Source organism: Mitsuaria sp. MSU3D (assembly GCF_056867975.1).
On the sequence record NZ_CP200314.1, the window covers coordinates 1,582,194 to 1,607,795 of the forward strand.

Below are 25,602 nucleotides of genomic sequence, written 5' to 3' on the forward strand. Positions count from 1 at the left end.
CGAAAGCGGGAGTCAGCGAAGGATCGGTGAGGAATCAGCCGTCGATCAACGGGCGGCTTCGAGGATGCGCTGGCTGTCCTCGATCCGGATGTCCTGGTGCTCGCCCAGCGCGGTGCCGCCGTGTTCCTTCAACTTGGCGATCATCGCCGGGATGGAACTGCCGTCCAGCCCGTAGGCGGACAGGCGCGTGCCGACGCCCAGCTGCTCGAAGAAGGCCCGCGTGGCCGCGATCGCGCCGTCGATGCGCGCCGCTTCGCTGCCGTCGCGCAGGCCCCAGACGCGGTCCGCGTACTGCAGCAGCTTCGCGCGTTTCTGTTCCTTCTTGTACTCGAGCACCGACGGCAGCACGATCGCCAGCGTCTGCGCGTGGTCGAGGCCATGCATCGCGGTCAGCTCGTGCCCGATCATGTGCGTTGCCCAATCCTGCGGAACACCGGCACCGATCAGGCCGTTCAGCGCCTGCGTCGCGCTCCACATCACGTTGGCGCGGACGTCGTAGTTCTCCGGCTCGGTCAGCGCCCGCGGACCTTCCTCGATCAGCGTGAGCAGGATGCCTTCGGAGAAGCGATCCTGGATCCGGCCTTCCGCCGGGTAGGTCAGGTACTGCTCGACCGTGTGGACGAAGGCGTCCACGACGCCGTTGGCCACCTGGCGCGCGGGCAGGCTGTAGGTCGTCACCGGGTCGAGGACCGCGAACACCGGGTAGGTGAAGGCCGAGAAGAAGGGCAGCTTGTCGCCCGTCGCCTGACGGCTGATGACGGCGCCGTTGTTGGATTCCGAGCCCGTGGCCGGCAGCGTCAGCACGACGCCCATCTTCACGGCGCCGGTGACCTTGGCCCCGCGGGTCAGCAGGATCTCCCACGGGTCGCGGGCCGCGTCGTACAGCGCGGCGGCGGCGATGAACTTCGTGCCGTCCGCGACGGAGCCGCCACCCACGGCCAGCAGGAAGTCGATCCGCTCGGCCTTGACGACCTCGACGGCCTTCATCAGCGTTTCGAAGGTGGGGTTGGGCTCGATGCCGCCGAACTCGACCACCGTGCGGCCGGACAGCGCCTGGCGCACCTGGTCGAGCACGCCGTTCTTCTTGATGCTGCCGCCGCCGTAGGTGACGAGGATGCGGGCGTCCGCGGGGATCTCCCGGCCGAGCTCGGCGATCTGGCCCTTCCCGAACAGGATCTTGGTGGGCGTGTTGAGGCTGAAGTTGTTCATGGCTGTCGGCTCCGCAAGGGGTGAACGAGGATTCGTGTCGATGGGGTGGATTGTTCGTCGCCGCCCGCTCCCGAGGCAACGCACGATGCTGCCTTTGTCTTGCCCAATCCTGCTGCGGGGGCGATGAATGGGCAAGGCACCGATCGAGGTCGAGGCTGGGCGCGCCCGTTGCCGGGGGAAGGGATGACACCGCCATCGCCGGGCCCATCGACCCTCTCCGTGAACGTCGCGAACGTCGCGAACGTCCCGGACGCCGCGCGCGCCGAGGACACCGGCCATGCCGCGGGCGCGGCGGACGCCGTCCCTTCCTGGTCGGGCCGCTCGCTCAAGACCTGGTGGTCGCTGATGGTGGATTCCCTGTCGGCCTGGATCGACGACTACGCGCCCAGCATGGGGGCGGCGCTGTCGTACTACACCGTGTTCTCGCTGGGGCCCTTGCTGGTGATCGTCATCTCGATCGCGGGGCTGGTCTTCGGCGAGGACGCCGTGCGCGGCGAGCTGTTCGGCCAGATCGAGGGCGTGATGGGGCCCGAGGCGGCCAAGGGCATCCAGGAGGTGCTCAGCAACGTCAGCAAGCCCAGCACCGGCATCCTGGGCACCGTGCTCGGCGTCGGGGTGCTGCTGATCGGCGCGACGACCGTCTTCGGCGAACTGCAGGACGCGCTCGACCGGATCTGGCGCGCGCCGGTGCGCCACCGGACGAGCGGCGTCTGGACGCTGGTGCGCGCCCGTCTGCTCAGCTTCGGGATGATCGTCGGCGTGGCCTTCCTGCTGCTGGTCTCGCTGGTGACCGGCGCCGTGGTCGCGGCGCTCGGCAAGTGGTGGGGCGGCTGGTTCGGCGGCTGGGAATGGCTGCTGCAGAGCCTCAACGCCGTCGTCGGCTTCGCCATGACCGCGGCGGTCTTCGCCCTGATCTACAAGGTCATGCCGCGCGTGAAGGTGGCCTGGTCCGACGTCTGGGTCGGCGCCGCGGTCACGGCGACGCTGTTCACCATCGGTCGCATCCTGATCAGCCTGTACATCGGCAAGACCGGCGTGGCGAGCGGCTTCGGCGCGGCCGGCTCCGTGGCCGTCGTGTTCGTCTGGGTCTACTACTCCGCCCAGGTGTTCCTGGTCGGCGCCGAATTCACGTGGCTCTATGCGCAGCGTCTGGGCTCGCGACGGGGTGCTGCCGCGCGGGATCGCACGGCGCCGGGACGTTCGACGCCATCAGCGCCTTGATCGCCTCGGTGCTGACCGGCTTCACGAGGTGCGCGTCGAAACCCGCCTCGCGCGACTTGCGGCGGTCCTTCTCCTGCCCCCAGCCGGTCAGCGCGACCACCATCATGTCGCGCCCCCAGGGCGACGCCTTGATCCTGGCGCACGCCTCGTAGCCGGTGAGCCCCGGCATGCCGAGATCGAGGAGCACCAGCTCCGGTTGAAACTGCCCGGCCTGCGCCACGGCGTCCAGGCCGTTGTGGACGACGCGCGGCTGGGCGCCCATGAGCTCGACCAGCAGGGCCAGGCTGTCCGCGGCGTCGACGTTGTCGTCGGCGATCAGCACGCGGCGCCCGGCGAAGGTGTCCGGGTCGGCGGGGCGGTCGTCCTCGCCGGCCGGCCGGTCGGCATCGGCGGCCGCCGGCAGACGCACGATGAAGGCGCTGCCTCGCCCCGGGCCGTCGCTGCGGGCCTCGATGCTGCCGCCGTGAAGCTCGACCAGCCCTCTGGCGAGCGACAACCCGATCCCCAGCCCGCTGCGTTCGCGCTCGCGCTCCTGCGAGCGGTCCACCTGGACGAACATGTCGAAGATCCTCGACAACATGTCGGGCGGGATGCCCTCTCCGTCATCGCGGACCGTGACGACGACTTCGCTCCCGTGCCGCTCGGTCGTGATCTGGATGTGCCCGCCGGGCGCGGTGAACTTGGCCGCGTTGGTCAGCAGGTTCAGGAACACCTGCGCCAGCCGCGTCGCATCCGCGTCGACGAAGACGGGGCGACCGGGCGCGGACAGGGTCAGGGTGTGCCCCGACTGGTCGATCGCCGGCTGGCTGGTCTCGACGGCCGCCTGCAGCACCTCGGCCAGCGCCAGGCGAGACCTGCTCATGCGGATCTTGCCGCTGGAGATCCGCGTGATGTCCAGCAGGTCGTCGATGAGACGCACCATCTGCACCAGCTGGCGGTCCATCATGGCCTGCACCTTCTGAAGGGCGGGCTCGTCCCGCGACGCCAGGCGACGGAAGACTTCCAGGCCGTTCATCAGCGGCGCCAGCGGATTGCGCAGCTCGTGCGCCAGGATGCCGAGGAACTCGTCCTTGCGCTGGTCGTTCTCGCGCAACTGGTCCGCCTGGCTGCGCAGCGTCTCCTCCATCGCCTTGATCTCGGTGATGTCCCGCGTGGTGCCGGCCACGGCGATCACCTCGCCGTCGGTCCCCAGCACGGGCACGAAGATGTAGTCGTAGATGCGCCGCCCGAAGGCACCCGCGAACGGCACCTCGCCGCGGACCGGCTGGCCGGTGGCGACGACGCGGTCGATCTCCTCGTCATGCATGGCCGCATGCCAGGGCTCGTAGCCCAGTTCCAGGCAGTTCTTGCCGATCGCTTCGTCCCAGGTCCTGCCCCACATCCGCAGCAGCACCTCGTTGGCGTAGACGAAGCGGTGGGACAGGTCGAACACGTAGGCCAGGTCCGGCGTGTTGGCCAGGATGGCCTCGTACAGCCGCCGCTGGCCCTGCGTCTGCTGCAGCGCTGCCGCGAGGGCGGCTTCGGCGCGCCGCTGCGCGGTCACGTCGAAGCCTTCGCAGAAGACCCCGGTGATGCGGCCGCCCTCGTCGCGGATGGGCTCGAAGATGAAGTCCAGCAGGCGCTCTTCCTCGGCGCTCTCGGGCGCGTAGCGGTAGCGCAGCGGCGCGGACGCCGCGACGAAACGGTTGCCGGTGCGGTACACGCCGTCGAGCAGCTCGAAATAGCCTTGGCCGGCGATGTCGGGGAAGGCTTCCCGCGCCGGCTTGCCGAGCCACGCCGCGCTGTTGAACAACTGCAGGTGGGCCCGGTTGACGAACTCGAACACATGGTCCGGCCCCTTCATGATGCACACGAAGCTGGGGGCCTGTTCAAAGATGCGGCGGAGCTCCTGTTCGGCATGGACGCGGGCGCGTTCCCGCTCCAGGGCGTTGATGTCCGAGATGGCGCGCGCGACCTGCCGGCCGATCAGCGCGATGAACTCGCGGTAGTCGTCGTCCAGCGGCCGTTGCGGATTGAGCACGGCGACGAGGGTGCCCAGCCGCTCGGCGCGGCCCTCGATCTGGATGGGCACGGCGATCGAACAGGGGACATCCGGTGCGTCACCGCTGAACTCGGCGGCCCAGGCGATCCGCGGTCCGCCTCCGGACGCGGTCTCCGCGACCCGCCGGTCGCCACGGCCGGGCTGGCGCAGATAGATGGCGGCGTGCCGGATGTCCGGCGTGCCGGCGCCCAGCGCGACCATCGCCCGCGTGCACACGTCCAGGGCATCGGTGGCGCCGGCGGTGGCATCCGCCAGGGCCTTGAGGAAGGCGAGCCGTCGCTCGCTGACGACGCGCTGCGTCGTTTCCATCGTGACGGCGAGGATGCCGCCGACGCTGCCGTCTTCCACGCGCACCGGGCCGAACGAATAGGAGAAATAGGTCTCCTCCGCCGCGCCGTGCCGTTCCAGCGCTAGGAATCCGTCGGGGACCCAGGTCGCCTCGCCGGTGGCCATGACGCCGGCCATCAGCGGCGCGATGACGTCGGCGATCTCGGTCCACACCTCGTGGATGCTGCAGCCGAGCGCGCCGGGATGCTTGTCGCCGAGCAGCGGCGCATAGGCGTCGTTGTAGAGCATGACGAGCCGCGGGCCCCAGAGCACCACCATGGGAAAACGCGAGCCGAGGCAGATGCTGACGGCCGACCGGAGGCTTTGGGGCCAGGTTTCCGGCGGCCCCAGCGGCTGGTCGCGCCAGTCCATGGCCCGCATGCGCGCGCCCATGTCGCCGCCGCCGTCGAGCCAGCGCAGGCGCTCCGTGGGGGAAGGCGAGGGCGTCGGGTGGGGCAGGCTCATGGGCGGACATGCTACTTGAGCGAGGGGCTTGGCCCGCGCCTTGCCCTGTGGAGGCATGGAGCCCAAGCATTCGACCGCCCCGTGCCGCATCCTGGTGGTCGACGACAACAGGGATGCGGCCGATACCCTCGTCGCGCTGCTGGACGCCTACGGCTTCTGCGCCTGCGCCGTCTACAGCGGCACCGAGGCCGTGCTGCTGGCGGAGCTGCTGCGGCCCCGCCTGGTCCTGCTCGACATCGACATGCCCGGCATGGACGGCTACGAGACCGCGGCGTGCATCCGGGGCACCGAGGTCCAAGCCCCCGCCCGGCTCGTCGCCCTGACCGCCCGGACCCAGGAGAGCGACCGCGTCCTGGTCGCCAGCGCCGGGTTCGATCTGCACGTCAGCAAGCCCATCGGGTGCGGACAGCTGTGCGAATTGGCGGAAGACGCCTACCGGTGAGCGGCGGCGCCCGGCGGCGCCCGGCGGCGCCGTGCGTACTGGGTTTCGCGGCCAGCTCCCGGTTGACGGCAACCGGACCCACGCCGGGGAAGTTCAGACTTTTCTGCTGAGGAACGCTGATTTCGCCAGTGCGAAGCGCCACGGCAGGTGCTGCGCCTTCGAAATGCCGATGCGTGCTCCGCAGGCGACCTCCGCGTCGCACGCCGGGGGGAGGACGGCGAACGGCGGCTGGTCGATCCGATGGCGATCCAACGCGCCTGTGATGCCCAGGGCCTCCGCCAGCTTGCCCGGACCGGAGCAGAGTTGGCGTGAATCTTCGGCTCGCCGCCTTTGCCGCATCAGATCCAGGCCATGCGTGGGCTCCAGGGCGCGGATGAGCACGGCGGCGCCGTGGCCGACCTCCCGGCACACGATGTTGAAGCACCAGTGCAACCCATAGGAGCGGTAGACGTAGGTGGAACCCGGCGGGCCGAACATCGCCCCGTTGCGCGCCGTCATGCCGCGGAAGCTGTGGGAGGCCTCGTCATCGATGTCGTAGGCCTCGGTCTCGACGATGCGTCCGCCCACGCCGTCGACCAGCAGCGTCCAGCCGATCAGGGAACGCGCCAGGTCGACGGGCGAGCTGGAGTAGTCGATTCTTGCGGCACCTGGCATGCGGAATGGGGAGAACCTACTTGCGCTTGAGGATGCTGATGCTGCCGTCGCTTTCGAGCACGCCCATGTGCAGCTCCTCGAGCTCGCAGTCCGCCTCGCGCAGCGCCTTCTCGACATCCGCCGTGCCGAGCCGATGGCGGCGGAGCGCCTGCGGGAACCATTCGCCGTCGCGTCCGATGAGCACGGGGGACCCTTCCAGCAGCGCCTCCAGGCGCTTGCTCCGGGAGCCCAGGAAGCCGATGAAGGCGTTCATCACGATCAGTGTCGCGGCAAGGATCCACGCGCCGGTGACCGAGTCCTCGCCGCCGCTCAGGCCGTTGCTCACGGCCTCGCTCAGCAGCATCACCACCAGCAGGTCGAACGGGGTGAACTGCCCGATGGTCCGCTTGCCCGACAAGCGCACCATCAGGAACAGCGCCAGGTAGATGAGCGCCGCGCGGGCGAGCAGCTCCCACCAGTGGACGTGCAGGTCGAACATGAGGCATGCCTCCTTGCGATTCGTCGGCGCTCCCGAGGCGGGCGCTCGGAGCGCGAGGGGCCGATCGCGTCGATCGCCTTGAGCCCGTCGAGACCAGCGACGCGCGTGGCCCCGGAAGTTCAGTGAAGCGCGACGTTCAGCTGGTCGACGACCTCCGCCCAATCCGCGTCCTGCAGCAGCAGCTCCTTCAACAGGCGCGACTGCTGCTCGGACCAGAACGGCGCCTCGGTGATCTTGACGTCGCCGGGCAGAGGGCGGTGCTGGCCGATGAACTCGCGGATCTCGGCCTCGGAGGAGGGCAGGCCGAGCTGGTCGAACAGCTCGTGGAACTGGTGGTTGGTCGCTTCCATGGGGGGCTCCTTCGATAGGGTGTCCGCGATTAGCCTAACGCAGCGTCCATCCTGGCGGTGTAGGACCGAGGCGCATTGCGCATTGGGCCGTGGCTTGGCGAAGGGTACGCCGCGCAACGCGGACCTTGGAAGATCATCAAGATTGATGGTGAATCGCGTCGCACGCGCCAGACCCCGCTTGCCGGGCTCGGGGCGCGCTTGTTCCAATCGCCGCACTGCGGGTCCGCAATGCTGGACGAGCCGGCAGGTCGAACCGAACAAGACAGTGAGGAGGCGAAGATGTCGATGATCAAACCGGGCAAGCAGGCCTTCCTGATACTGGCCCAGGATCCCGGCGTGACCGGCCCGGCAGGCGAGCGGGTATTCGCCAGGGTCGAAGTGCCGTTGGAACGGCTCACATGGGGACCGACGGGATACAGGGTCAAGGTCGTCGACTACGACGCCGAACGCGGCGTGCTGTACCGGGCCCACGAATACCGGGAGGACGACGAAGGACGTCTGATCGATGACTATGGCGCAAGCCTGCCGGCGCCGGACGGGGCGGATCGCAAGCACGCTGAACAAGCCTTGCTGGACGATCCCGCCTTTCATGCTCAGAACGTGTATGCGCTGGTCATGCGCACGCTGGCGAGGTTTGAACGCGCCTTGGGCCGCCGCGTGGGCTGGGGGTTCGGGGGTCACCAACTGCACGTCGCACCGCATGCCTTCGTCGACGCCAATGCCTTCTATTCCCGCGAGGATCGTGCCCTCATGTTCGGCTACTTTCCGTCGGAGGGGGCTGTCGACGGCGATTGGGTGTTCACGGCGCTCTCGCACGACATCGTGGTTCACGAGACTACCCATGCCGTGCTCGACGGCCTGCGCGAGGGTTTTCTCACGTTGTCCGGTCCGGATCAGGCCGCGTTTCACGAAGGCTTTGCGGACGTGGTGGCGCTACTCTCGGTCTTCTCGTTGCGCGAGGTGGTGGAGATCGCGCTGTGTCAGGTCGATCATGCCGCGGGCAAGCGGCGAAAGTGGCTGGTCCGACGCGGCGCCAGGCGGCTGATCCATGGCGAGGCGCTGACGACCGAAGCGCTCGCCGATGGCGCGCTGTCGGGTCTGGCCGAGCAGTTCGGCCGCGCGATCGGCGAGCTGCGCGCGAACGCGTTGCGACGCTCGGTGAAGATCGAGCCGTCGCAGACGATCCTCGACGATCCGGACTATGCCGAAGCCCACACGCGCGGAGAGGTTCTCGTGGCCGCCATGATGCGCGCCCTGCTCCGACTATGGCGAGCGCGCATCGAGGAGTTGGGCACTTTCGACGACGGCTTCTACAACCTGGACGAGGTGGCCGCGGAAGGCGCCAAGGTGGCCGACCACCTGCTGACGATGGCCATCCGGGCGCTGGACTACTGCCCGCCGCTGGACCTGGAATTCGGCGATTACCTTGCCGCGTTGCTGACCGTGGATGCCGAGGTTGCTCCCGATGACAGCCGCTATCGCTACCGTGACGCGGTACTCGACGCCTTCGCGTCGTTTGGCATCACGCCGCCGGCGGATCGCACCGATGCGCAGGGCTGCTGGTCAGGGTTCGAGGACCAGGCGCAGATTCAATACCGGCGCACCAACTTCGAATCGATGCTGCGGGACGCGGAAGAGGTCTTCCGTTTCATCTGGGAGAACCGGAAAGTACTGCACGTCGATGACCGGTCGGACACCGAGGTCGTTTCCGTCCGTCCGAGCGTGCGCGCGGGTCCGGAGGGGTTTGTCCTGCGCGAGACGATCTGCGAGTACATCTGCCGCGCGGACATCTTCGGCTCGGAACTGGGGAACACCTGCGACGTCGATCCTCGCCCGGAGGGCATCGACACGACGACCGCACTGACCGTATACGGCGCGGGTACGCTGGTCTTCGATCAATACGGCCAGGTCAAGTACCACATCGCGCGGCACCTGAAGGACGGCGTTCGCCAGCGCAGGCGCCTGGAGTATCTGTTCGGCGCCGGGCAGGACGATGACGAGGGCGTCAACGCCTTCGCCAGACTGCATCGGCTGCGCGCGTACTGCGCCGCGTGCGACCGTCGGCAGGCGGCGGAGACCGGGAAGGTCGCGAAGGCTGACCGGCGGACCGGGAAGGCGCGCGGCCGCAAGACAAGCACTGGGAGGTGACAGATGGCCAAGACCGTTGACAAGGACAAGGCGCCGACCCACCTCAACCTGTATGTGTATCAGGTGGGTTTCGGCGATTGTTTCCTGCTCGAATTCGTCTACGGAAAAAGCATTAGCGCGCGAAGGCGTCATGTGCTGATCGACTTCGGAACGACCGGGACGCGGGAGGAGGACACTGGCTCGCACATGCTTGCGATCGCCAGGGACATCGCGCAGAAGTGCGACGGCGGTACGTTGATGGCGGTCGTGGCGACGCACCGCCACGCGGATCACATCAGCGGGTTCGCGACGAAAGCTGACGGAAGCGGTCCTGGCGACGTCATCCGGGATCTGAAGCCGAAGATGGTCCTGCAACCCTGGACCGAAGATCTGTCCCTGGACGAGAACGCCACGGCACCGCGGCAAGGCGTGTCCGCGGACGCCGACAATCAACGGGCGTTCCGCGCGCTGCAGTCGATGAACGAGCTCGCCCAGCGGGTGGCCGGCATGACGGCGCAGGCGGCGAATAGCGAAAAAGGGGCGTCAGGCATCAAAGGTCTGCCCGTCGGCGTGGTCGAGCGGCTGGATTTCCTGGGCCGGGACAACACGAAGAACTTGCCTGCGGTGGAAAACCTGGCGCAAATGGGCGAAGCGGGGCGGGCTGTCTATGCCCACTTCGGCACGCCCGATCCGTTCAGGAGGCTGCTGCCCGGCGTGAAGACCCATGTGCTGGGGCCGCCTACGGTGAAGCAGAGCCCGGAGGTCCAGAAGCAACGCTCTTCGGACGATGACGAGTTCTGGAAGTTCCGTGTCCGAGCGTTCGACAGCGGGCAAGCCGCGGCGAAGGTGAGCAACGCAGAAGCGGGCGGGGGCAAGCGTGCGACCAAGGCCGGAACCCAAGCTGCGTCCCCCTTTTCCGAGAAGTTCAGGTTCAAGAATCAAGGCAAGTTGCCGCGGGAGATCCGCTGGGCCGCCAGACGCATCCAGGAGGCGCGCGGCGCGCAGATGCTGGGCATCGTGACGATGCTGGACAAGGCCATGAACAACACCAGCTTGATCCTGCTGATCGAGGTCGGCGGCAAGCGCCTGCTGTTCCCGGGCGACGCGCAGATCGAGAACTGGACCTATGCACTGAAGCAGCCTGACGTGAGACGACTGCTGGAGGAGGTCGACGTCTACAAGGTCGGTCACCACGGCAGCACGAATGCGACACCCCAGACGCTATGGAAGGGCTTCAAGAAGCGGGGCGGCGTCGCGAGGAAGGATCGGATGACGGCGGTGCTGTCGACAATGTCCGGCAAGCACGGCGACGCAGCCAAGAAGACCGAGGTGCCGAGGAAGAGGCTCGTCGATCAGCTTGCCCACGACACCCATCTTCACTCGACGCAGGACCTGATCGGCGGCCAGCTCTGCGAGGTGATCAGGATCGAATTCTGAAATGCCGCCTTGATCAGCGAGTCGGCGCCACCAGCGCGCCTTCGATGCCGTGGCGACGCAGCGCCGCCGCCACGAAGCCGGAGGCCTTCATCGCCTCGACGAACGCGCTGAGCCAGCGCTGCGCCGCGATGCGTCCCTTGGGCACGCCCATCGCCTGCTCGATCACCATGAAGCGGCCCGGCAGCAGACGCACGCCGCCCACGCGGCGCGCGTCGGCTTCCAGCTGCTGACGCACGCCGGCGGCCACGTCGAGCTGGTCGGCGATGAACAGGTCGGTCACCGCGGGCGAGGTCGGCGCGCGCACCAGCGTGGCGGACTTGATCTCGCGGGTCAGGTAGAGGTCGTAGGCGCTGCCGCGGCCGACGACGATGCGCCGACCCGCGCGGTCGACGTCCTCGTTGCGCTGCAGCGGCGAGTCGTCGCGGACCAGGTAGGCGCCCTCGATGATCACGTAGGGCGCCGTGTAGTCGGTGTCGGCGCTGCGCAGCGGATCGATCGCGACGAAGGCGAGATCCACCTGCCTGCCCTTGATCGCTTCGACGACCTTGCCCGCCGCGTTGAAGGCGACGAGTTCGATGTTCACGCCCAGTCGTCGGGCCGCCTCGCGCGCGAGGTCGACCGACACGCCGCGCAGCTCGCCGTCCGGGCCACGGCTGGCCAGGATGGGATTGCCGAGGTTGATCGCGGCGCGGAGCTTGCCGGTGCCGGTCAGTTCGGCCGCGGCCGCCCGGGCATCGGCCGAGGCGGCCGAGCCGATGTCCGATCCGCCCGTGGCTGTGGCCCTCGATCCATCGGTGGACCCGGCCGTCGATCCGGCCGGCGCGGAGGCGCAGGCGCTCAGCAGCAGCGTGGCGGCGCCTGCCGCGCAGAGTTCACGACGTTGAACGTTCATGTCGATGTCCTTGGAGTTGATCAGTCCTCGCTGCCCGCCAGCACGATCTTTCCGAGGTGCTGGGCCTGCTCCATCGAGGCCTTGGCCTGCGCCAGATCCTCGAAGCGGAAGACGCGGTCCACCACCGGCCGCAGGCGGCCATCGGCGAACAGCGGCAGCCAGTCGGTCCGGAAGCCGGGCACCGGTTCCGCGCGCTGCTGCGGCGTGCGGAGCTTGTTCGATACGCCGAAGAGATGGAGACGCCGCGCATGCAGCGCTTCGAGATCGAGCTCGGCCTGAAGCACCCCGTCCACGTAGCCGACCATTGCGAGACGACCCTGGAAGCCCAGCGCCCGCACGCATTCGGCGAACACGCTGCCGCCGACGGTGTCGATCGCGAGGTCCGCGCCACGACCCTCGGTGGCCTCGCGCACCGCGGCCGCGAAGTCCGGCGCGCGGGTCTCGAGGCCGAGATCCAATCCCAGCGTCATCAGCCGCGCCAGCTTGGCCGCGCTGCCCGAGGTGGCGATCACGCGCGCGCCGATGGCCTTGGCCGCGGACAGCGCCGCGACGCCGACACCGGAACTGCCGCCCGCCACGAGCAGGGTCTCGCCCGCCTTCAGCCGACCCTGGACCACGAGCATGTCGTAGACGACGAGGAAGGTCAGCGGGATCGCACCCGCCTCGGTCCAATCGAGGGCCTCGGGCACATGCAGCGCCTCCGCCTCGCTGATCAGCGCGAAGTCGGCGAAGCCGCCGGCACATCGGCCCATCGCGCGATCGCCGGGCCGCCAGCCTTGGACGCCGTCACCGACGGCAACCACGTCGCCGGCCGCTTCCGCGCCCACCGGCTTCGGCGCGCCGCCGGCGCCGTGAAGGCCATGGCCGGCCAGGAACTCACCGCGGTTCAAGCCCGCCGCGCGGACGCGGACGAGCAGTTGACCGGGACCGGGGGAAGGGCGGGGCAGGTCGTCGCAGAGCAGCAGCTCCGCGTGGCCGTCCCGGTGCTGGAGGCAGTAGCCGCGCATCGTGTCGTCGCCGGTCATGTGGCTCGTGTCTTGATTCGTGTGGTGATTCGTGTAGTGACTGGGGCGCCGCGGCGTCAAGGCCGCGCCAGCGCGGTCAGTTCGCGCACGTCGGCCAGCTCGCCGAGCCGCCAGCAGGCCGCGATCAGCGCGTCGCTGCGCGCAGCACCGATGACGACATCCGACTGCGAGTGGAACTTCGCGTCCAGCGCCGCGTCGCTCATCGGCTTGTGCAGCGAGCCGATCGCATGCTCGACGAACACGTGGACGCGGCGGCCGTCGCGCAGCACCGCCGTCATGTCGACCGAGGCTTCGTCGATGCCGTCGTCCACCGTCGCCACCACCTTGCGGCGCAGCGCCACGACGTCCTCGCGGTTGACGATCGTATCGTCGTACTCGGGCTCGCCGGCGCGGCCGAAGATCAGTCCGGCCGACACGCCGTGATAGACGCTGAACTTGCCCTGCAAGCCGTCCGCCGGCTCCTTCTTCCCGGTGAGCTCCAGCACGAGCGAGTGCACCTTGAGTTCGATGCGCTCGACGTCCTCGGGCCGCACGCCCTGTTCGCGCAGCTGCACGGCGGCGTCGATGCTCGGATGGATGACGATGCCGCAGGCGAAGGGCTTGTAGGTGTTGAAGGAGATCTCGAAGCGCTCGCCGAGTTCGTCGGTGGCTTCGTTCCAGGCGTACTTCGTCGAGACCACCTGCGCGAAGCCGCGAGGCGCCTCGAGCGCGCGCGGGCTGGCGGTGTAGCCGTGCTTGGCCAGCAGCGCCGACAGCAGCCCGGCACGCGCCGCGCCGCCCGGGTGGAAGGGCTTGGTCATGGTCCCGAACTGCTCGCGCAGGCCCACGGGCTGCGAGGCGGCGATGCCCAGCGCCATCTGGGTCTGGTGCTCGTCCAGGGCCAGCAGCCGCGCGCAGGCCGCCGCGGCGCCCAACGTGCCGGTGGAGCCGGTGATGTGCCAGCCGCGGTCGTAGTGCTCGGGGTAGACGAGGTTGCCCATGCGGCAGGACACGTCGATGCCCAGGACCATCGCGTCGATCAGCTGCCGGCCGGACAGGCCGAGGTGCTCGGCCAGCGCCAGCGCCGCCGAGGCCACCGGGCCCGCCGGATGGATGATGGTCTTCAAGTGGGTGTCGTCGAAGTCGAAGGTGTGCGAGCTGATGCCGTTGAGCAGCGCCGCGCCGGCCATGTCGACCTTCTCGGCGCGGCCGAGGATGCTCGCCTGCGCGGAGGGCTGCAGCATCTGCACGGCGGCGAGCGCCGCGTGCATCGCCTCGTGACCGGCAGCGCCGACGGCGCAGCCCGCCCAGTTCATGAAGGTGCGGTGGGCCTCGTGGTCCACCGCGTCGCTCCAGCCGCGCGACGGATGCGTGGCCACGTAGCGGGCGAGGATCTGGGTGATGGGCGGGGCGTTGTGGTCGGCGGCGACCTGGGTATTGCGTGCCATGGGGTTCAATCGTCCTTCAGTCGTGTGTCGGGGGGCTCTTCAGTCGGTGGTCCGGGCGGCTGTCTGGTCGGTGGTCCGGTCGGCTTCGAGCCGTCTGTTCATCGGGTGTCTCAGTCGTCGACCTGGATCTTCCGGTCGCGCGCCAGCGCGGTCCAACGGGCCACCTCGGCCTGGATGTGATGCCCGAACTGTTCGGGGCTCATGGCCGTCGGATCGACGGCCTCGGCGGCCAGCTTGTCGCGCATGTCCGGCGCCTTGAGCACCGTGTTCAGCGTCGCGTTGAGCTGCTTGACCAGCGGCGCGGGAATGCCGGCCGGCCCGACGACGCCGTACCACTGCATCGCGTCGAAGCCCTTGAAGCCGGCCTCGATCAGCGTGGGCACGTCCTTGAGCGTCGGGTTGCGGGCGGTGCCGGTCACCGCCAGCGGCTTCACGCGGCCGGAGCGGATGTGCGGCAGCGCCGCGGCCAGTCCCGGGAACATCGCGTGGGTCTGGCCGCCCATCAGGTCGGTGAAGGCGGGCGAGATGCCGCGATAGGGCACGTGCAGCATGAACACGCCGGACTGCTGCTTGAACAGCTCCATCACGAGCTGCGTGAGCGAGCCCACGCCCGAGGAGCCGTAGCTCAGCTTGCCGGGGTTCTTGCGGGCGTACTCGATGAAGCCCTTGAGGTCGTTGACCGGCACCGCGCTGTTGACGACCAGCACGTTGGGCGTGCCGCCGATCATGCCGATGGGGCTGAAGTCCTTGACCGCGTCGTAGGGCAGCTTGCGCGTGGCGGGGCTGGTGCCGTGCGTGGCCACGTAGCCCTGCATCAGCGTGTAGCCGTCGGGCGGCGCCTTGGCCGTGGCCTGCGTGGCGATCACGCCGCCGCCGCCGCCGATGTTGTCGACCACGAAGGTCTGGTTCAGCGCATGGCCCCAGCGGTCGCAGACGGCGCGGCCGATGAAGTCGCTGCCGCCGCCCGCGGCCACGGGCACGATGTAGCGGATCGGCTTGCTGGGGAAGCTGTCCGCCGCCCACGAGCGTCCTGCGGTGAGCAGCAACGCGGGGGCGGCGATCAGCACGGATCGTCGGTTGGTCATCGGTTTGTCTCCGGGGTGAAGCGCGGTAAGGCGGGGCTCTTGTGATGGCCCTCGTTCTTGCTTTGATGGATGCTGGTGCCAGGTCTTGCCGCCTCCGGCCAGCCTTTGCTAGCTCTTGCTGTCGCTCCCGCTGGCGTCCTCGCTCTTTCCTTCCGTCTCCAGCAGGCGACCGTGCGCCGCGTTGACGTGGTGTTCCTGCAGCCGCTGGCACAGCGCGGCGTCGCCGTCGTCGAGCGCGGCGACGATCTGGTCGTGCTCCAGGATCGAGACCTTCATGCCCACGTCGCGCGACAGGTTCCGCAGCCGCGACAGGTGCAGTTGCTGGACGATGCCCTGGTAGGTGCGCGTCAGGGGCTCGTTGTCGGTGGCCTCGACGATGGCCCAGTGGAAGGCCAGGTTGGCGGCGTAATAGGCCTGCACGTCGCGGCGGCGCGCATTCGCCTTCATCTCGCGGCCGAGCGTCACGAGCCGCTTCACGAGCGCGTCGCGCCGGGGGCGGTCGAGCGCCGCGGCGCGGCGGCCGGCGTGGCCGTCCAGCAGGCTGCGCAGCTCGTAGAGGTTGGCGACTTCCTTGGGATCGAGCACTCGCACGAAGACGCCGGCGTGCTTGCGCGCGGCGACCAGACCGGTGCTTTCGAGCTCGCGCAGCGCCTCGCGCACGGGGACGCGGGAGACGCGCAGGCGCGCCGCGACATCCGGTTCGTTGATGCGCTGCCCCGGCGGCAGGTCGCCGCGGAGGATGGCGTTCAGCACCTCGTCGCGGACGAGCTTGGCGAGCGACGTGTCCCGCACATCGGCGAGCAGGTCGGGGGAGGTGTCGGTGATCCATGGGAGCATTCGTCTATCGTATACGATCAGACGAAATGGACAAAGCCAGGATCCAGGCCTTGCCTGTCACGGTGCGAACTGCGGTCAGCGGCGCCGCCGCGCGCCATGGCGCGACAGCGCGCGACGATCACGTGGCAGCGGGGCACACGACGGCGCCTGGGTCGCGCTTGGGTCCGTGTGATCGATGGCGATGAAAGCTCAGGCGCCCACCGCCAGACTGAGCATCACATGGTGCTCATAGTGGCCCACGCCGTTCTTGACGATGGGATCTTCGGCAGTGAGGGCCTCAATGGTCTGCTCGTCGGCAATCCGGAAGAGCGAGACGCCATAGCCGCCGGCCGGATCCATGACCGGGCCGTGCGCAACGATCAATCCCTCCGCCAACAGGCGGTTCAGATAAGCGCCGTGACGCTTCATCAGATCCTTCTCGACGTCCGACATCGTGGCGAGGAAATCCTTGCGTGGCGGAATGAATTTGCAGAGGTAGTACTTCATCGTGGTCCCGATCAAGCCGTGCGGACACTCTTGTGAATCTCGCTCTCGAACATCTTCGGCATGTAGCTTTGCAGGAAGAGAATCATTCCCGTCATCTTGCCGACCGGGTTGCTGAACTTCGGGTGCCGGGTCTTGATCAGCCTTTCGATGGTCGCGACGACGGGGGCGGGCGACTGCGCTTCGTCGATGCCCTTTTGCGTGGCGGCGTTCGCCTGCTTGCGATAGTCGTTGTAGTCCGCAATCTTGCCGGCCTTGGCCGCGACGGCGTTGTGACTCAGATTGGTCTTGAACCACACAGGCTCGACCATGCTGACCTTGATGTTGAACTGGTCCAGTTCAAAGCGAAGGGATTTGAAATAGCCCTGCACCGCATGTTTGGAGGCGGTGTAGTAGGACAGATTCGGCGGACCGATCAGTCCCACGATGGAACTGACGGTGATGATCTGGCCTGCCTTCTGCGCCCTGAAGTGCGGGAGCAAGGCGTTGGTCACCTTGACCGTGCCCCAGAAGTTCGTCTCGAACTGCTGGCGTCCGAGCGCCAAGGGCGTCTCTTCAGCCAGGCCGGTCACCATGTAGCCGGCGTTGTTCACGAGCACGTCCACCCGCGGGGCCTGCCGGAACAACTCGCGCGTGAAGGCCTCGATGGACGCGTCATCGTCGATGTCCAGCCGCAGCAGTTTGAACGGCAGTTTGGCCGCCTTCTCCGGATCGCGGCTGGTGCCGATCACCTCGAAGCCCTGTTGCTGCAGGCGTGTCGCGAGCATCAGGCCGAAGCCGGACGAGGCGCCGGTGATCAAAACGGTCTTTTTCATGGTCTTTGCTTTCTTGCTGCCGAGCCGTCGGCTTCTGCCAGCGATGGGGTGGCCGGGCGACGGGCCCGGGGACGGGTTCAAGGAACAGGGCCACTGTGCCCAGGCATCGGCGCCAGCGCACTCGCTCATCGCGCCAATCGACATGCGAAACCCGCCAGCAAGACCGCGCAGCTTGGCGCGTTCCGCTGGTGTGCCCGGCGAAGGCCGCTCGTAAACTGAAGTCATGAAAGACGACAACGCCGTCGCCCCCAAGCTGCCAGGGGGCCGCTTGGCGCACGCAGGCACCTTTGCGATCTGGCCGGGCTGGCTGCTGCTGATGCACGACGCGGGTGTCAATGGCGCCAACGTATTGCGCCGGGCCCAGTTGCCTGGCGATCTGTTCGGGCGCGCGAGCACGCGCCTCGACTCCCAGACCTACTTCAAGCTATGGGCGGCGCTCGAGGCAGAGGCGACTGCCGGGCAACTGCCCGTGCCCTTGCGCCTGGCGCAGAGGATGTCGTCCGACTGGTTCGAGCCTGAACTCTTCGTGGCGCTGTGCAGCGACGACATGGATGGCGCACTCGCACGCCTGGCCAAGTACAAACGTCTGAGTGGCCCCATGGCGTTGCATGTCGAGCGCACCGAGCGTCGCACGACGGTGGCGCTGGAGTTCCTGGACCGCGCCTTGGCGCCCCCGCCCGTGCTGATGGCCTTCAAGATTGTTTTCCTCGTCCAACTGGCGCGACTGGCCACTCGGAGCCCGATGCACGTGGTGAGGGTGGGATGGCCCCAGCCGCCGCAGTCGGCACCGGAGGCGCTGGCCTACGCGGACTACTTCGGCGTCCCGGTCGAAAGAACACCGATGCCCACGGTCGTCTTCTCGGCAGAGGACGCGCGACGTCCATTCCTGACCGCCAATCACGGCATGTGGTCCTTCTTCGAGCCCGCCTTGCGGCAACGCCTCGCCGATCTGGACCGGCACGCCACCACCGCGGAGCGGGTGCGCAGTGCGCTGCTCGAGGCGCTGCCCGCCGGGGAGTTGTCGATGCAGGCGATCTGTCGCAAGTTGGGGGTCAGCAGCCGCACGTTGCAACGGCGGCTCCAAGAGGAGGGCAGCAGCTTCCAGCAGACCCTGGACGGCTTGCGCAGCGCGCTGGCCCACCACTACCTTCAGAACTCCTCGCTGTCCGGCGCGGAGATCGCCTTCCTCCTGGGCTTTGAGGATCCCAACTCCTTCATCCGTGCGTTTCAAGGCTGGACGGGCAGCACGCCGCATGCGGTGCGATCGAGCTTCCTGGCGTCCGCGGGCGCGGCGAACGAGGCGTGACACCCGCGCGGAAACGGCGGCCGGCCGCAGGCGATCACGCGGCGGCGGGCGCGAGATGACACCCCGCTGAATCGCCATCGGTGGACAAGGCGCTGCTCACGTGAACGGGCAGCCGCAGCCCCGGCCCTTCGCACGCGCTTGCGCGCACCAGCGGTGCGAACGGCGCCTGGACCTGGCCGTACAAGGTGGCGAACGGCACGTCCGCCGCATCGCGTCCGGTACCGATGCGCACGAAGCCCATCGGGATGCCGGTGCCCGACGCATCGAAGGTGTACCAGCGCCGGCCGAGGTAGACCTCCACGTAGGCGTGGAAGTCCGGCGCCTTGGTCGGGTCGGCGCCGTAGTCGGTGCCGGTCACGTAACGCGCCGGCAGCGAGAGCGCCCGGCAGAGCGCGATCATCACGTGCGCCTGGTCGCGGCAGACGCCGACCCGGTCCGTCAGCGTGTCGAGCGCGGTGGTCTGCGTGGTCGATCCGTACGAGGAATACGCGATGTGCCGCTGCACCCACGCCGCGATCGCGGCGGCGCGCGCGTATCCCGAGGGCAGATGACCGAACTCGGCCTCGGCCCAGGGGATGAGGCGATCGGATTCGCAATAGCGGCTGGGCGCCAGGTAGGACAGCAGCTCGACGGGCAACTGATCGATCGGGCATTCGTCGATGAAGGCCGGTTCGCTGATGCCGTGCTCGATCGTGACGCTGGCGGTGTAGGTCAGGTGCAGATCGCCCTGCGGCGCGCGCAGGCGCAGCAGGCGGTTGCGCGTGCTGGCGACCGTCTCCGAACGCCACGGCACCTCGGGCGTCAGGACGACGCTCTCCTGCAGGACGTGTTGCGCCGCCGTGTGCGCCGGCTGGATGTTGAACACGAAGTCGCCATGCGGCGAGTCGATCCGGTAGTCCAGTTCGAAGTGGAGATCGAGGCGAATCATGGGGTCCTGCCGTTCTCGACGACGCAATGGATGAAGTGCAGCTTCGGGACGACCCGGCGTTGCAGCACGAAGGGGTAGAAGTCGGGCTGGCCCATCGCGCGGGACATCTCGTTCATCACGCTGGTGATGGCGAGCCAGTCGCGCAGCAGGCGCAGGAAGGCGGGTCCGGTGGCGTGGCCCGGCGACCAGAGGTCGTCGAGTCCGTAGGGCCAGGGCCGCATCTCGTCGACGGTGCTCAGCAGCTTGAAGCTGCCGGCAGTATCGATGGTGTCGCGCAGGTGCAGGTAGTGCGCCCAGGTCTCCGCCCAATCCTCCCACGGATGCGCGCTGGCGTACGAGGTGATGAAGCGCTGCGACCAGTCCGGCGGCGGGCCGGTGCGGTGATGACGTTGAAGCGCGTCGGTATAGGGCTGGCGCTCGTTGCCGAACAGCGCGCGGAAGGGCTCATGCCAGGACGTGCCCGAGACCAGCCGGTCCCAGTAGTAATGACCGATCTCGTGGCGGAAATGCCCGAGCAGCGTCCGGTAGGACTCGCCCATGCGCTGCCGGGCGGCTTCGCGCTTGGCGTCGTCGGCCTCCTCGATGTTGATGGTGATGACGCCCCAGGCGTGTCCCGTCATCACGCGCGGCTGGCCGGGCAGGGTGCGCAGGAAGTCGAAGGCGAGCCCGCGGTCCGGTGCCTCGAATTTCGGCACCACCGGCAGGCGCAGCCCGAGGAGCTGCGACACCAGCCGCCGCTTGGCGCGCTCCATGCGTCCCCAGAGTTCGGCGTTGATGGGATCCGATAGGTTCGGAATGGTGCGGTTCAGCGCGCAGGCGACGCACAACGGGCCCTTGCGCCGGTCATCCAGCGGGAGCAGCCAGTTGCAGCCGGCGGCGGTGTGGAAGTTGGCGCAGCGGGTGAAGACGCCGTCCACGCCGTCGATGCACCAGGTCGCGGTGGTCGGGCCGGGCAGCAGCGCGTGCAGCACCAGGTCGTCGGGCAGGAAGCCGAGCGGCGCCTTGCACATCAGGCAGGCGCTGTTGCGGAAGTAGAGGCGGTGGCCGCAGGTGCAGCGATAGACGCGGGGGGAGGTCATGTCAGCCTCCCCTTGGCAAGCATGGGGCCTGCCTCACTCCCTGGCGTGTCTTGCTGTCCCTGGCTGAGCCCACCACGCCGGCAACAGCCGCTGCACCTCCGCCCGCGCGAAGCGGTCGTCGATCAGGTGGACCACGCCGCGGTCCTCGGTCGTGCGGATCACCCGGCCGGCCGCCTGCACGACTTTCTGCAAACCGGGGTAGAGGTAGGTGTAGTCGTAGCCCGCGCCGAAGAGCTTCTCCATGCGCGCGCGGATCTGCTCGTTGACCGCGTTGACTTGCGGCAGGCCGAGCGTCGACAGGAAGGCGCCGATGAGCCGGCGCCCCGGCAGGTCGACGCCTTCCGCGAACGCGCCGCCCAGCACCGCGAAGCCGACACCGCGCCCCTCATCGGTGAAGCGATCGAGGAACTGGCGCTGTTCGCCTTCGCTCATGCGGCGCGACTGGCGCCATTGCGGCACGCCGGGGTGGCGGTCGCCGAGCAGCTCCGCCACCTGTTCCAGGTAGTCGTAGCTGCTGAGGAAGGCCAGGTAGTTGCCGGGCGCGACGCGGTACTGCGCCGCGATCAGGTCGGCGATCGGCTGCAGCGAGGCGCGCCGATGCTGGTAGCGCGTCGAGATGTGTGAGGCCACGCGCACCTGCAGCTGGCTCGCGTCGAAGGGCGAGGGCACGTCGATGCTCACGTGGTTCTCCGGCAGTCCGAGCAGGTCCGCGTGGAAGGCCTGCGGCTGCAGCGTGGCGGAGAACAGCGTGCTCGTGTGGGCGGCCGCCAGTCGCGGCTTCAGGAACGGCGCGGGGACGATGTTGCGGATGCAGATGACCGACGGACCCGGCTTGGCACCGAAGCCCGCCGGTTTCTGGACGTCCACCAGCGAGTGCGGCCCGAAGGACTCCACCGCGCGGGTCACGTGCAGCGCCTCGAAATGGAAATCGAGCAGCGCGGGATCGACCTCGTCGGGATGGGCGGCCAGGTGTTCCGAGACCACGCCGATGCTGTGCTGGAGTGCGCTCAGCAAGGCTTCGGGGAAGGCCTCGTAGGCCGCATAAGGCTCGGCCTGCGCCTTGTCGATCGCGCGCCAGGCGCGGCGCACCTTGTCGAGCGCCTTGCGCACGAGCGGCGACGCCGTCGCGCCGGACGACCGTCGCGCCTGGAACAGCCGCTCCGGCGACAGCGTCGCGCTGAACATCTTGCGGCCGCGTTCGACGAGGTTGTGCGCCTCGTCGACGAGCAGACCGATGCGCCATTGGTTCACCTGCGTCAGTCCGTACAGCAGGGCGCCGTGGTCGAAGTAGTAGTTGTAGTCGCCGACCACCACGTCGGCCCAGCGCGCCAGTTCCTGGCTCAGGTAGTACGGGCAGACGTCGTGTGCCAAGGCCGCTTCGCGCACAGCGGTCCGCGTCAGTGCGACGCCGGCGTCATGTGCGGTCGCCTGGTCGACCTGCAGCGCGGCCGAACGGGCGGCGGGCAGGCGGTCGTAGAAGCCCTTGGCGAGGGGGCAGGACTCGCCGTTGCAGGCCTTGTCCGGGTGCTCGCAGGCCTTGTCTCGCGCGACCATCTCCAGCACGCGCAGAGGCACGGCGGTTCTTGTCGCACCGGCGCCGTTGGCATCGGCGTCGTGGCCCCCGACGTCGTCGTCGTCGATATCGTTGCCGTTGCCGTTGCCGTTGCCGTTGCCGTTGCCGTTGCCGTTGCCGTTGCCGTTGCCGTTGGCGTTGCCGTTGCCGTTGGCGACTTCGACGAGACGCTGAAGAGCGTTCAACGCGGTCTGCCGTCCCGAGGTCTTCGCCGCCAGGAAGAAGATCTTGTCGATGCGCTGCCCGGGCGCGGCCTTCAGCAACGGGAAGATCGTGCCCATCGTCTTGCCGATGCCGGTCGGCGCCTGCGCGAGCAGGCAGCGGCCCGTCGCGGCGGCGCGATAGACCGCCTCGGCCAGCGGCCGTTGTCCGACGCGGAAGTCCCCGAACGGGAACTGCAGCGCCTGGAGCGCCGCGTCGCGTTGCTGCCGGTGCGCGAGCTCGAGAACCGCCCACGCGAGGAATCGCTCGCACAGGGACTCGAAGTGCGCGCGCAGTTCCTCCGCGCTGCAGCGTTCGGTCAGGAGCGTCTCCTCCTGGCTGCCGAGGTCGAGGTAGACGAGCGCGACCTCGATGTCGGGCAGTGCTTCGGCCTGGCACAGCAGCCAGGCATAGACCTTGGCCTGGGCCCAGTGCAGTCGGCGGTGCGTGGGCCGCTGGCGATCGAGGCTGCCGCGGAAGGTCTTGATCTCTTCGAGGCGTCGACGATCGGGATCGAAGCCGTCGGCACGACCTCGCACGCGGAGTTCGCCGAACTCGCCGCTGAGCGTCAGTTCCCGTCGGTAGCGGGGTCCTCGGCGCTCATACACGAGCGCGTGTCCGGCGATGCCTTCCTGAGCCGTGGGCGCGGGCGTGAAGCGCAGGTCCAGGTCGCCTTGCTTGGCGGTGAACTCGCAGAGCTCGCGGACGGCGACGGTGTAGGGCACGGGATGGGGTCAGGCTTGATCACTGTTGATGCATACAGTATCTCAAATCACGAGGCGTCATGCCGTGTCATGCGCCTCATGGCGCCTTGCCGGCGGCGGCCGTGGCTGCCAGCGCGGCCGCGGTCGCGATGAACTGCTCCCGCTCTGGCGCATCGGCGATGTGGCGCGCGAGGGATCGCGAGAGTTCATCGACGTTGGCGCTCTGCGCGAGGTCGCGGGAGACGAGGTGCCTGGCCAACGGTCCGATGTGCGTCGCGAGGGCGCGCTCGACCTGGGAGACGAGGGCCGCATCCAGACCGCGCCTTGCACTCGATCCTGCGCCGGACCCTCTCGTCGACGTTGCGATCGGATTTGCAGCCGAATCGTGGCGAGGCTGGACCACCGTGCGATCGCCAAAGCTGTCGGCCAACCCCGCCGCCGGGCCGCCGGCCGCTGCGATGTCCGCGAGCGCCGCGCGCATGGCCGCCGCGTCGGCGAAGCGATGGCGCGGATCCCGGGCCATCGCGCGTCGAACGACGGCATCGAGCGCCGTCGGCAGTTCGCCCGGCCGCAGCGCGCTCGGCGCCGCGGGTTCCTGATGCAGCGTCTGGTACATCACCGCCTCGGGTGCGCCGCTGAAGGGCGAGCGTCCCGTCGCCAGCCGGTACAGCAGCACGCCGCAGGCGAAGAGGTCGGCGCGGTGATCGATCGGACCGCCGAGGTACTGCTCCGGCGCCATGTAGCCCGGCGTTCCGATTTGCGAGGCGACCTGCGTGAGGTGCCGGTCCGCGATGCGCGCGATGCCGAAGTCGGTCAGCTTCACCCGGTTGTCGCGCGTGATGAGCAGGTTGCCGGGCTTGATGTCGCGGTGCCAGACGCCACGGTCGTGCGCGCAGCCGAGCGCATCCAGCAACTGGTCCATCACCTCGAGCGACCAGCCCAGTGGCGGCCTCGCGATCTTGATCATCTGATCGAGCCCGCGGCCGTCGACCAACTCCATGACGAGGAAGGCGAAGCCGCCAGCGCCCGAGACGATGCTCGCGCCGGCATTGGCCCCCGTGTCAGCACCCGAGCCGGCGTTCGGAGATGAAGCCGCCGACTCGGTGACCTCGCCGAAGTCGTAGATGGTCACGACCCCGGGATGGGCGATGCGCCCGACCGCGCGCGCCTCGTTGCGGAAGCGCGCGGTGATCGAGTCTTCGGGAGCCGTCTCGCCGATGACGTCCTCGAACTGGCGGCGCAGGACCTTGATGGCCACCTCGCGCTGGATGTGCGGATCGAAGGCGCGGTAGACGACGCCCATCGCGCCTTCCCCGAGCCGGCCTCGGAGGAGGTACTTGCCGATGCGGGCCGGGCCGCCTGCGGGGTCGCTCACGGCGTCGGCGTGGAAGGCGGCATCGCCAGGGGTCTTCGTGTCGGTCATGCGCGGCCCTCCAGCATCGCCATCGCCTGATCCAGGCTGCGGCGCATGCGCGCGAAGGACACGGTCAGCACGCCGATCTCGTCGTTCGCGCGGGCCTCGAAGGGCGGTGCGTCCTCGCCGAGCGACACCCGGTCCGCGATCCGCGCCAGATTCGTCACCGGCCGGATCACCAGGTACCAGAGCATCAGGTTGAGCGCCGCGCCCATGACCAGGAAGGCCGCCGTCAGCGCGCCCATCACCAGCCAGAAGGTCTGCGACGCCTGCTTCAACGGCAGCGTCATGGGCACGCTCACGACCTCGGCGCCGAGCGTCTCGTTGAGCCGCCAGCCGAAGCCGTTGGAAGGACCGTAGCGCGCCACCAGCGTCGGCGGCGCGGTCTGCGGCGACGCATGGCAGCCCAGGCAGGCCGCGTTGCCGATCCGGATCGGCCGCGCGATGTAGAGCGCTTCGCCGGTCGGCGTCTGGCGGCGCCCGATGAACTCCGTCAGCGCGGGCCGGCGCGCGAACTGCGAGATCACGTCCTCCTCCCAGCTCACCGCCCGGTTGCGCGGGTTGGTGGGATTGAGCATGGCCGCCTTGTAGCTGTAGTCCTCATAGGCCTTGGACAGCGTGGCCAGCACCTCGTGCGCGGAGAACGCGGGGACGGCCTCGGGCACGAAGCGCTCGCGCAACTGGCCTTCCAGCAGCGGACGGATGTGGTCCGCGGTGTACTGGTTGACGGCGCCAGCGCTGCGCATCAGCAGCCGGGCGCGGTCGGCGACCTGCTCCTGCGCGCCGTCCTGCAGCCATCGCCGCGCCAGGAAGCCCGTGGCCGCCAACCCGACCAGGAACACCGCCAGGAAGATGAGGTTGAACTTCGCCAGCAGGCTCAGGTGCGGGAGGCGGTACCCGGGCCGGTGGCGCACGGCAACGCGGCGCGAGGGGGAGATCGGGAGGCCTGCCCCGGTGCGGCTGGAGAGGGGGTCGTCGATGCGGCTCATGCGTGTCCTTGGCTCCCACCGGGCGGTGGGTGTCGGTCTCGATGAAGGACTTACGGAGCCGACGGCCGGACGGATGCAGTCGTCGATGCATGT

22 protein-coding genes are annotated in these 25,602 nt (G+C 68.7%); 5 read left to right on the forward strand and 17 right to left on the reverse strand.

All coding sequences use genetic code 11. The features are described 5' to 3' along the window. Positions 1–45: 45 nt before the first annotated feature. On the reverse strand, positions 46–1,209 hold the full coding sequence (gene yqhD / locus AC1VNM_RS07170) for an alcohol dehydrogenase (RefSeq protein WP_483106373.1): 1,164 nt from the start codon (positions 1,207–1,209) through the stop codon (positions 46–48). Positions 1,210–1,428: 219 nt separating this feature from the next. On the opposite strand from yqhD, the gene AC1VNM_RS07175 reads away from it, so the two are divergent. Continuing rightward, complete coding sequence (locus AC1VNM_RS07175; RefSeq protein ID WP_377155112.1) at positions 1,429–2,430, forward strand: YihY/virulence factor BrkB family protein; 1,002 nt, start codon at positions 1,429–1,431, stop codon at positions 2,428–2,430. Here AC1VNM_RS07175 and AC1VNM_RS07180 read toward each other — a convergent pair. After that, positions 2,336–5,263: a hybrid sensor histidine kinase/response regulator gene (locus AC1VNM_RS07180; RefSeq protein WP_483106374.1), complete on the reverse strand. Its 2,928-nt coding sequence runs from the start codon at positions 5,261–5,263 to the stop codon at positions 2,336–2,338. The genes AC1VNM_RS07175 and AC1VNM_RS07180 overlap by 95 nt on opposite strands. 55 nt (positions 5,264–5,318) lie before the next feature. Between AC1VNM_RS07180 and AC1VNM_RS07185 the strand changes: the two genes are divergently transcribed. Next, positions 5,319–5,705, forward strand: coding sequence for a response regulator (locus AC1VNM_RS07185; protein WP_483106375.1), 387 nt, complete (start codon positions 5,319–5,321; stop codon positions 5,703–5,705). A gap of 93 nt (positions 5,706–5,798) precedes the next feature. Here the strand turns inward: AC1VNM_RS07185 and AC1VNM_RS07190 are convergent, their stop codons facing one another. From AC1VNM_RS07190 to AC1VNM_RS07200, 3 genes are all read right to left on the reverse strand, one after another. Continuing rightward, the gene (locus AC1VNM_RS07190; RefSeq protein ID WP_483106376.1) at positions 5,799–6,359 is read right to left on the reverse strand and encodes a DNA-3-methyladenine glycosylase; all 561 of its coding nucleotides are present in this window, start codon (positions 6,357–6,359) and stop codon (positions 5,799–5,801) included. A 16-nt stretch (positions 6,360–6,375) separates the two neighbouring features. Beyond that, positions 6,376–6,837: a DUF421 domain-containing protein gene (locus AC1VNM_RS07195; protein WP_377155108.1), complete on the reverse strand. Its 462-nt coding sequence runs from the start codon at positions 6,835–6,837 to the stop codon at positions 6,376–6,378. Between the two features lie 119 nt (positions 6,838–6,956). Further along, complete coding sequence (locus AC1VNM_RS07200) at positions 6,957–7,187, reverse strand: DUF2789 domain-containing protein (RefSeq protein WP_377155107.1); 231 nt, start codon at positions 7,185–7,187, stop codon at positions 6,957–6,959. A 279-nt stretch (positions 7,188–7,466) separates the two neighbouring features. Between AC1VNM_RS07200 and AC1VNM_RS07205 the strand changes: the two genes are divergently transcribed. Both AC1VNM_RS07205 and AC1VNM_RS07210 read left to right on the forward strand, forming a co-directional pair. Beyond that, positions 7,467–9,335 carry a hypothetical protein gene (locus tag AC1VNM_RS07205; protein ID WP_483106377.1) on the forward strand — a complete coding sequence of 623 codons (1,869 nt, stop codon included), beginning with the start codon at positions 7,467–7,469 and terminating at the stop codon, positions 9,333–9,335. 3 nt (positions 9,336–9,338) lie between these two features. Beyond that, complete coding sequence (locus tag AC1VNM_RS07210; protein ID WP_483106378.1) at positions 9,339–10,751, forward strand: MBL fold metallo-hydrolase; 1,413 nt, start codon at positions 9,339–9,341, stop codon at positions 10,749–10,751. Between the two features lie 13 nt (positions 10,752–10,764). On the opposite strand, the gene AC1VNM_RS07215 is transcribed toward AC1VNM_RS07210, so the two are convergent. The 7 genes from AC1VNM_RS07215 to AC1VNM_RS07245 all read right to left on the reverse strand — a co-directional run bounded on the left by AC1VNM_RS07215 (position 10,765) and on the right by AC1VNM_RS07245 (position 17,540). Next, positions 10,765–11,643 carry an ABC transporter substrate-binding protein gene (locus AC1VNM_RS07215; protein WP_483106379.1) on the reverse strand — a complete coding sequence of 293 codons (879 nt, stop codon included), beginning with the start codon at positions 11,641–11,643 and terminating at the stop codon, positions 10,765–10,767. Positions 11,644–11,663: 20 nt separating this feature from the next. Next, positions 11,664–12,668, reverse strand: coding sequence for a zinc-binding dehydrogenase (locus AC1VNM_RS07220; RefSeq protein ID WP_483106380.1), 1,005 nt, complete (start codon positions 12,666–12,668; stop codon positions 11,664–11,666). A 56-nt stretch (positions 12,669–12,724) separates the two neighbouring features. Continuing rightward, entirely contained in the window at positions 12,725–14,095 is a 1,371-nt protein-coding gene (locus AC1VNM_RS07225; RefSeq protein WP_483106381.1) for an MmgE/PrpD family protein, read from the reverse strand. 110 nt (positions 14,096–14,205) lie between these two features. Beyond that, on the reverse strand, positions 14,206–15,180 hold the full coding sequence (locus AC1VNM_RS07230; RefSeq protein WP_483106382.1) for a Bug family tripartite tricarboxylate transporter substrate binding protein: 975 nt from the start codon (positions 15,178–15,180) through the stop codon (positions 14,206–14,208). Positions 15,181–15,288: 108 nt separating this feature from the next. Then, the gene (locus AC1VNM_RS07235) at positions 15,289–16,017 is read right to left on the reverse strand and encodes a GntR family transcriptional regulator (protein WP_483106383.1); all 729 of its coding nucleotides are present in this window, start codon (positions 16,015–16,017) and stop codon (positions 15,289–15,291) included. Between the two features lie 189 nt (positions 16,018–16,206). Continuing rightward, on the reverse strand, positions 16,207–16,503 hold the full coding sequence (locus AC1VNM_RS07240; protein WP_483106384.1) for a YciI family protein: 297 nt from the start codon (positions 16,501–16,503) through the stop codon (positions 16,207–16,209). A gap of 11 nt (positions 16,504–16,514) precedes the next feature. Continuing rightward, positions 16,515–17,540 carry an SDR family NAD(P)-dependent oxidoreductase gene (locus AC1VNM_RS07245; RefSeq protein ID WP_483106385.1) on the reverse strand — a complete coding sequence of 342 codons (1,026 nt, stop codon included), beginning with the start codon at positions 17,538–17,540 and terminating at the stop codon, positions 16,515–16,517. Here AC1VNM_RS07245 and AC1VNM_RS07250 point away from each other — a divergent pair. Further along, positions 17,539–18,621, forward strand: a complete 1,083-nt coding sequence (locus AC1VNM_RS07250; RefSeq protein WP_483106386.1) for a helix-turn-helix domain-containing protein — start codon at positions 17,539–17,541, stop codon at positions 18,619–18,621. The two genes, AC1VNM_RS07245 and AC1VNM_RS07250, sit on opposite strands and share 2 nt — an antisense overlap. A gap of 34 nt (positions 18,622–18,655) precedes the next feature. Here AC1VNM_RS07250 and AC1VNM_RS07255 read toward each other — a convergent pair whose 3' ends face one another. From AC1VNM_RS07255 to AC1VNM_RS07275, 5 genes are all read right to left on the reverse strand, one after another. After that, on the reverse strand, positions 18,656–19,549 hold the full coding sequence (locus AC1VNM_RS07255) for a transglutaminase-like domain-containing protein (protein WP_431103553.1): 894 nt from the start codon (positions 19,547–19,549) through the stop codon (positions 18,656–18,658). After that, the gene (locus AC1VNM_RS07260) at positions 19,546–20,628 is read right to left on the reverse strand and encodes a zinc-binding metallopeptidase family protein (RefSeq protein ID WP_431103554.1); all 1,083 of its coding nucleotides are present in this window, start codon (positions 20,626–20,628) and stop codon (positions 19,546–19,548) included. The genes AC1VNM_RS07255 and AC1VNM_RS07260 overlap by 4 nt, the downstream gene beginning before the upstream one ends. Before the next feature lie 33 nt (positions 20,629–20,661). Further along, positions 20,662–23,127, reverse strand: a complete 2,466-nt coding sequence (locus AC1VNM_RS07265; RefSeq protein ID WP_483106387.1) for a helicase C-terminal domain-containing protein — start codon at positions 23,125–23,127, stop codon at positions 20,662–20,664. 76 nt (positions 23,128–23,203) lie between these two features. After that, a complete protein-coding gene (locus tag AC1VNM_RS07270; RefSeq protein ID WP_483106388.1) occupies positions 23,204–24,529 on the reverse strand; it encodes a serine/threonine-protein kinase in 1,326 nt (441 codons plus the stop codon). After that, on the reverse strand, positions 24,526–25,509 hold the full coding sequence (locus AC1VNM_RS07275; protein WP_483106389.1) for a Tll0287-like domain-containing protein: 984 nt from the start codon (positions 25,507–25,509) through the stop codon (positions 24,526–24,528). The genes AC1VNM_RS07270 and AC1VNM_RS07275 overlap by 4 nt, the downstream gene beginning before the upstream one ends. Positions 25,510–25,602: the final 93 nt, after the last annotated feature.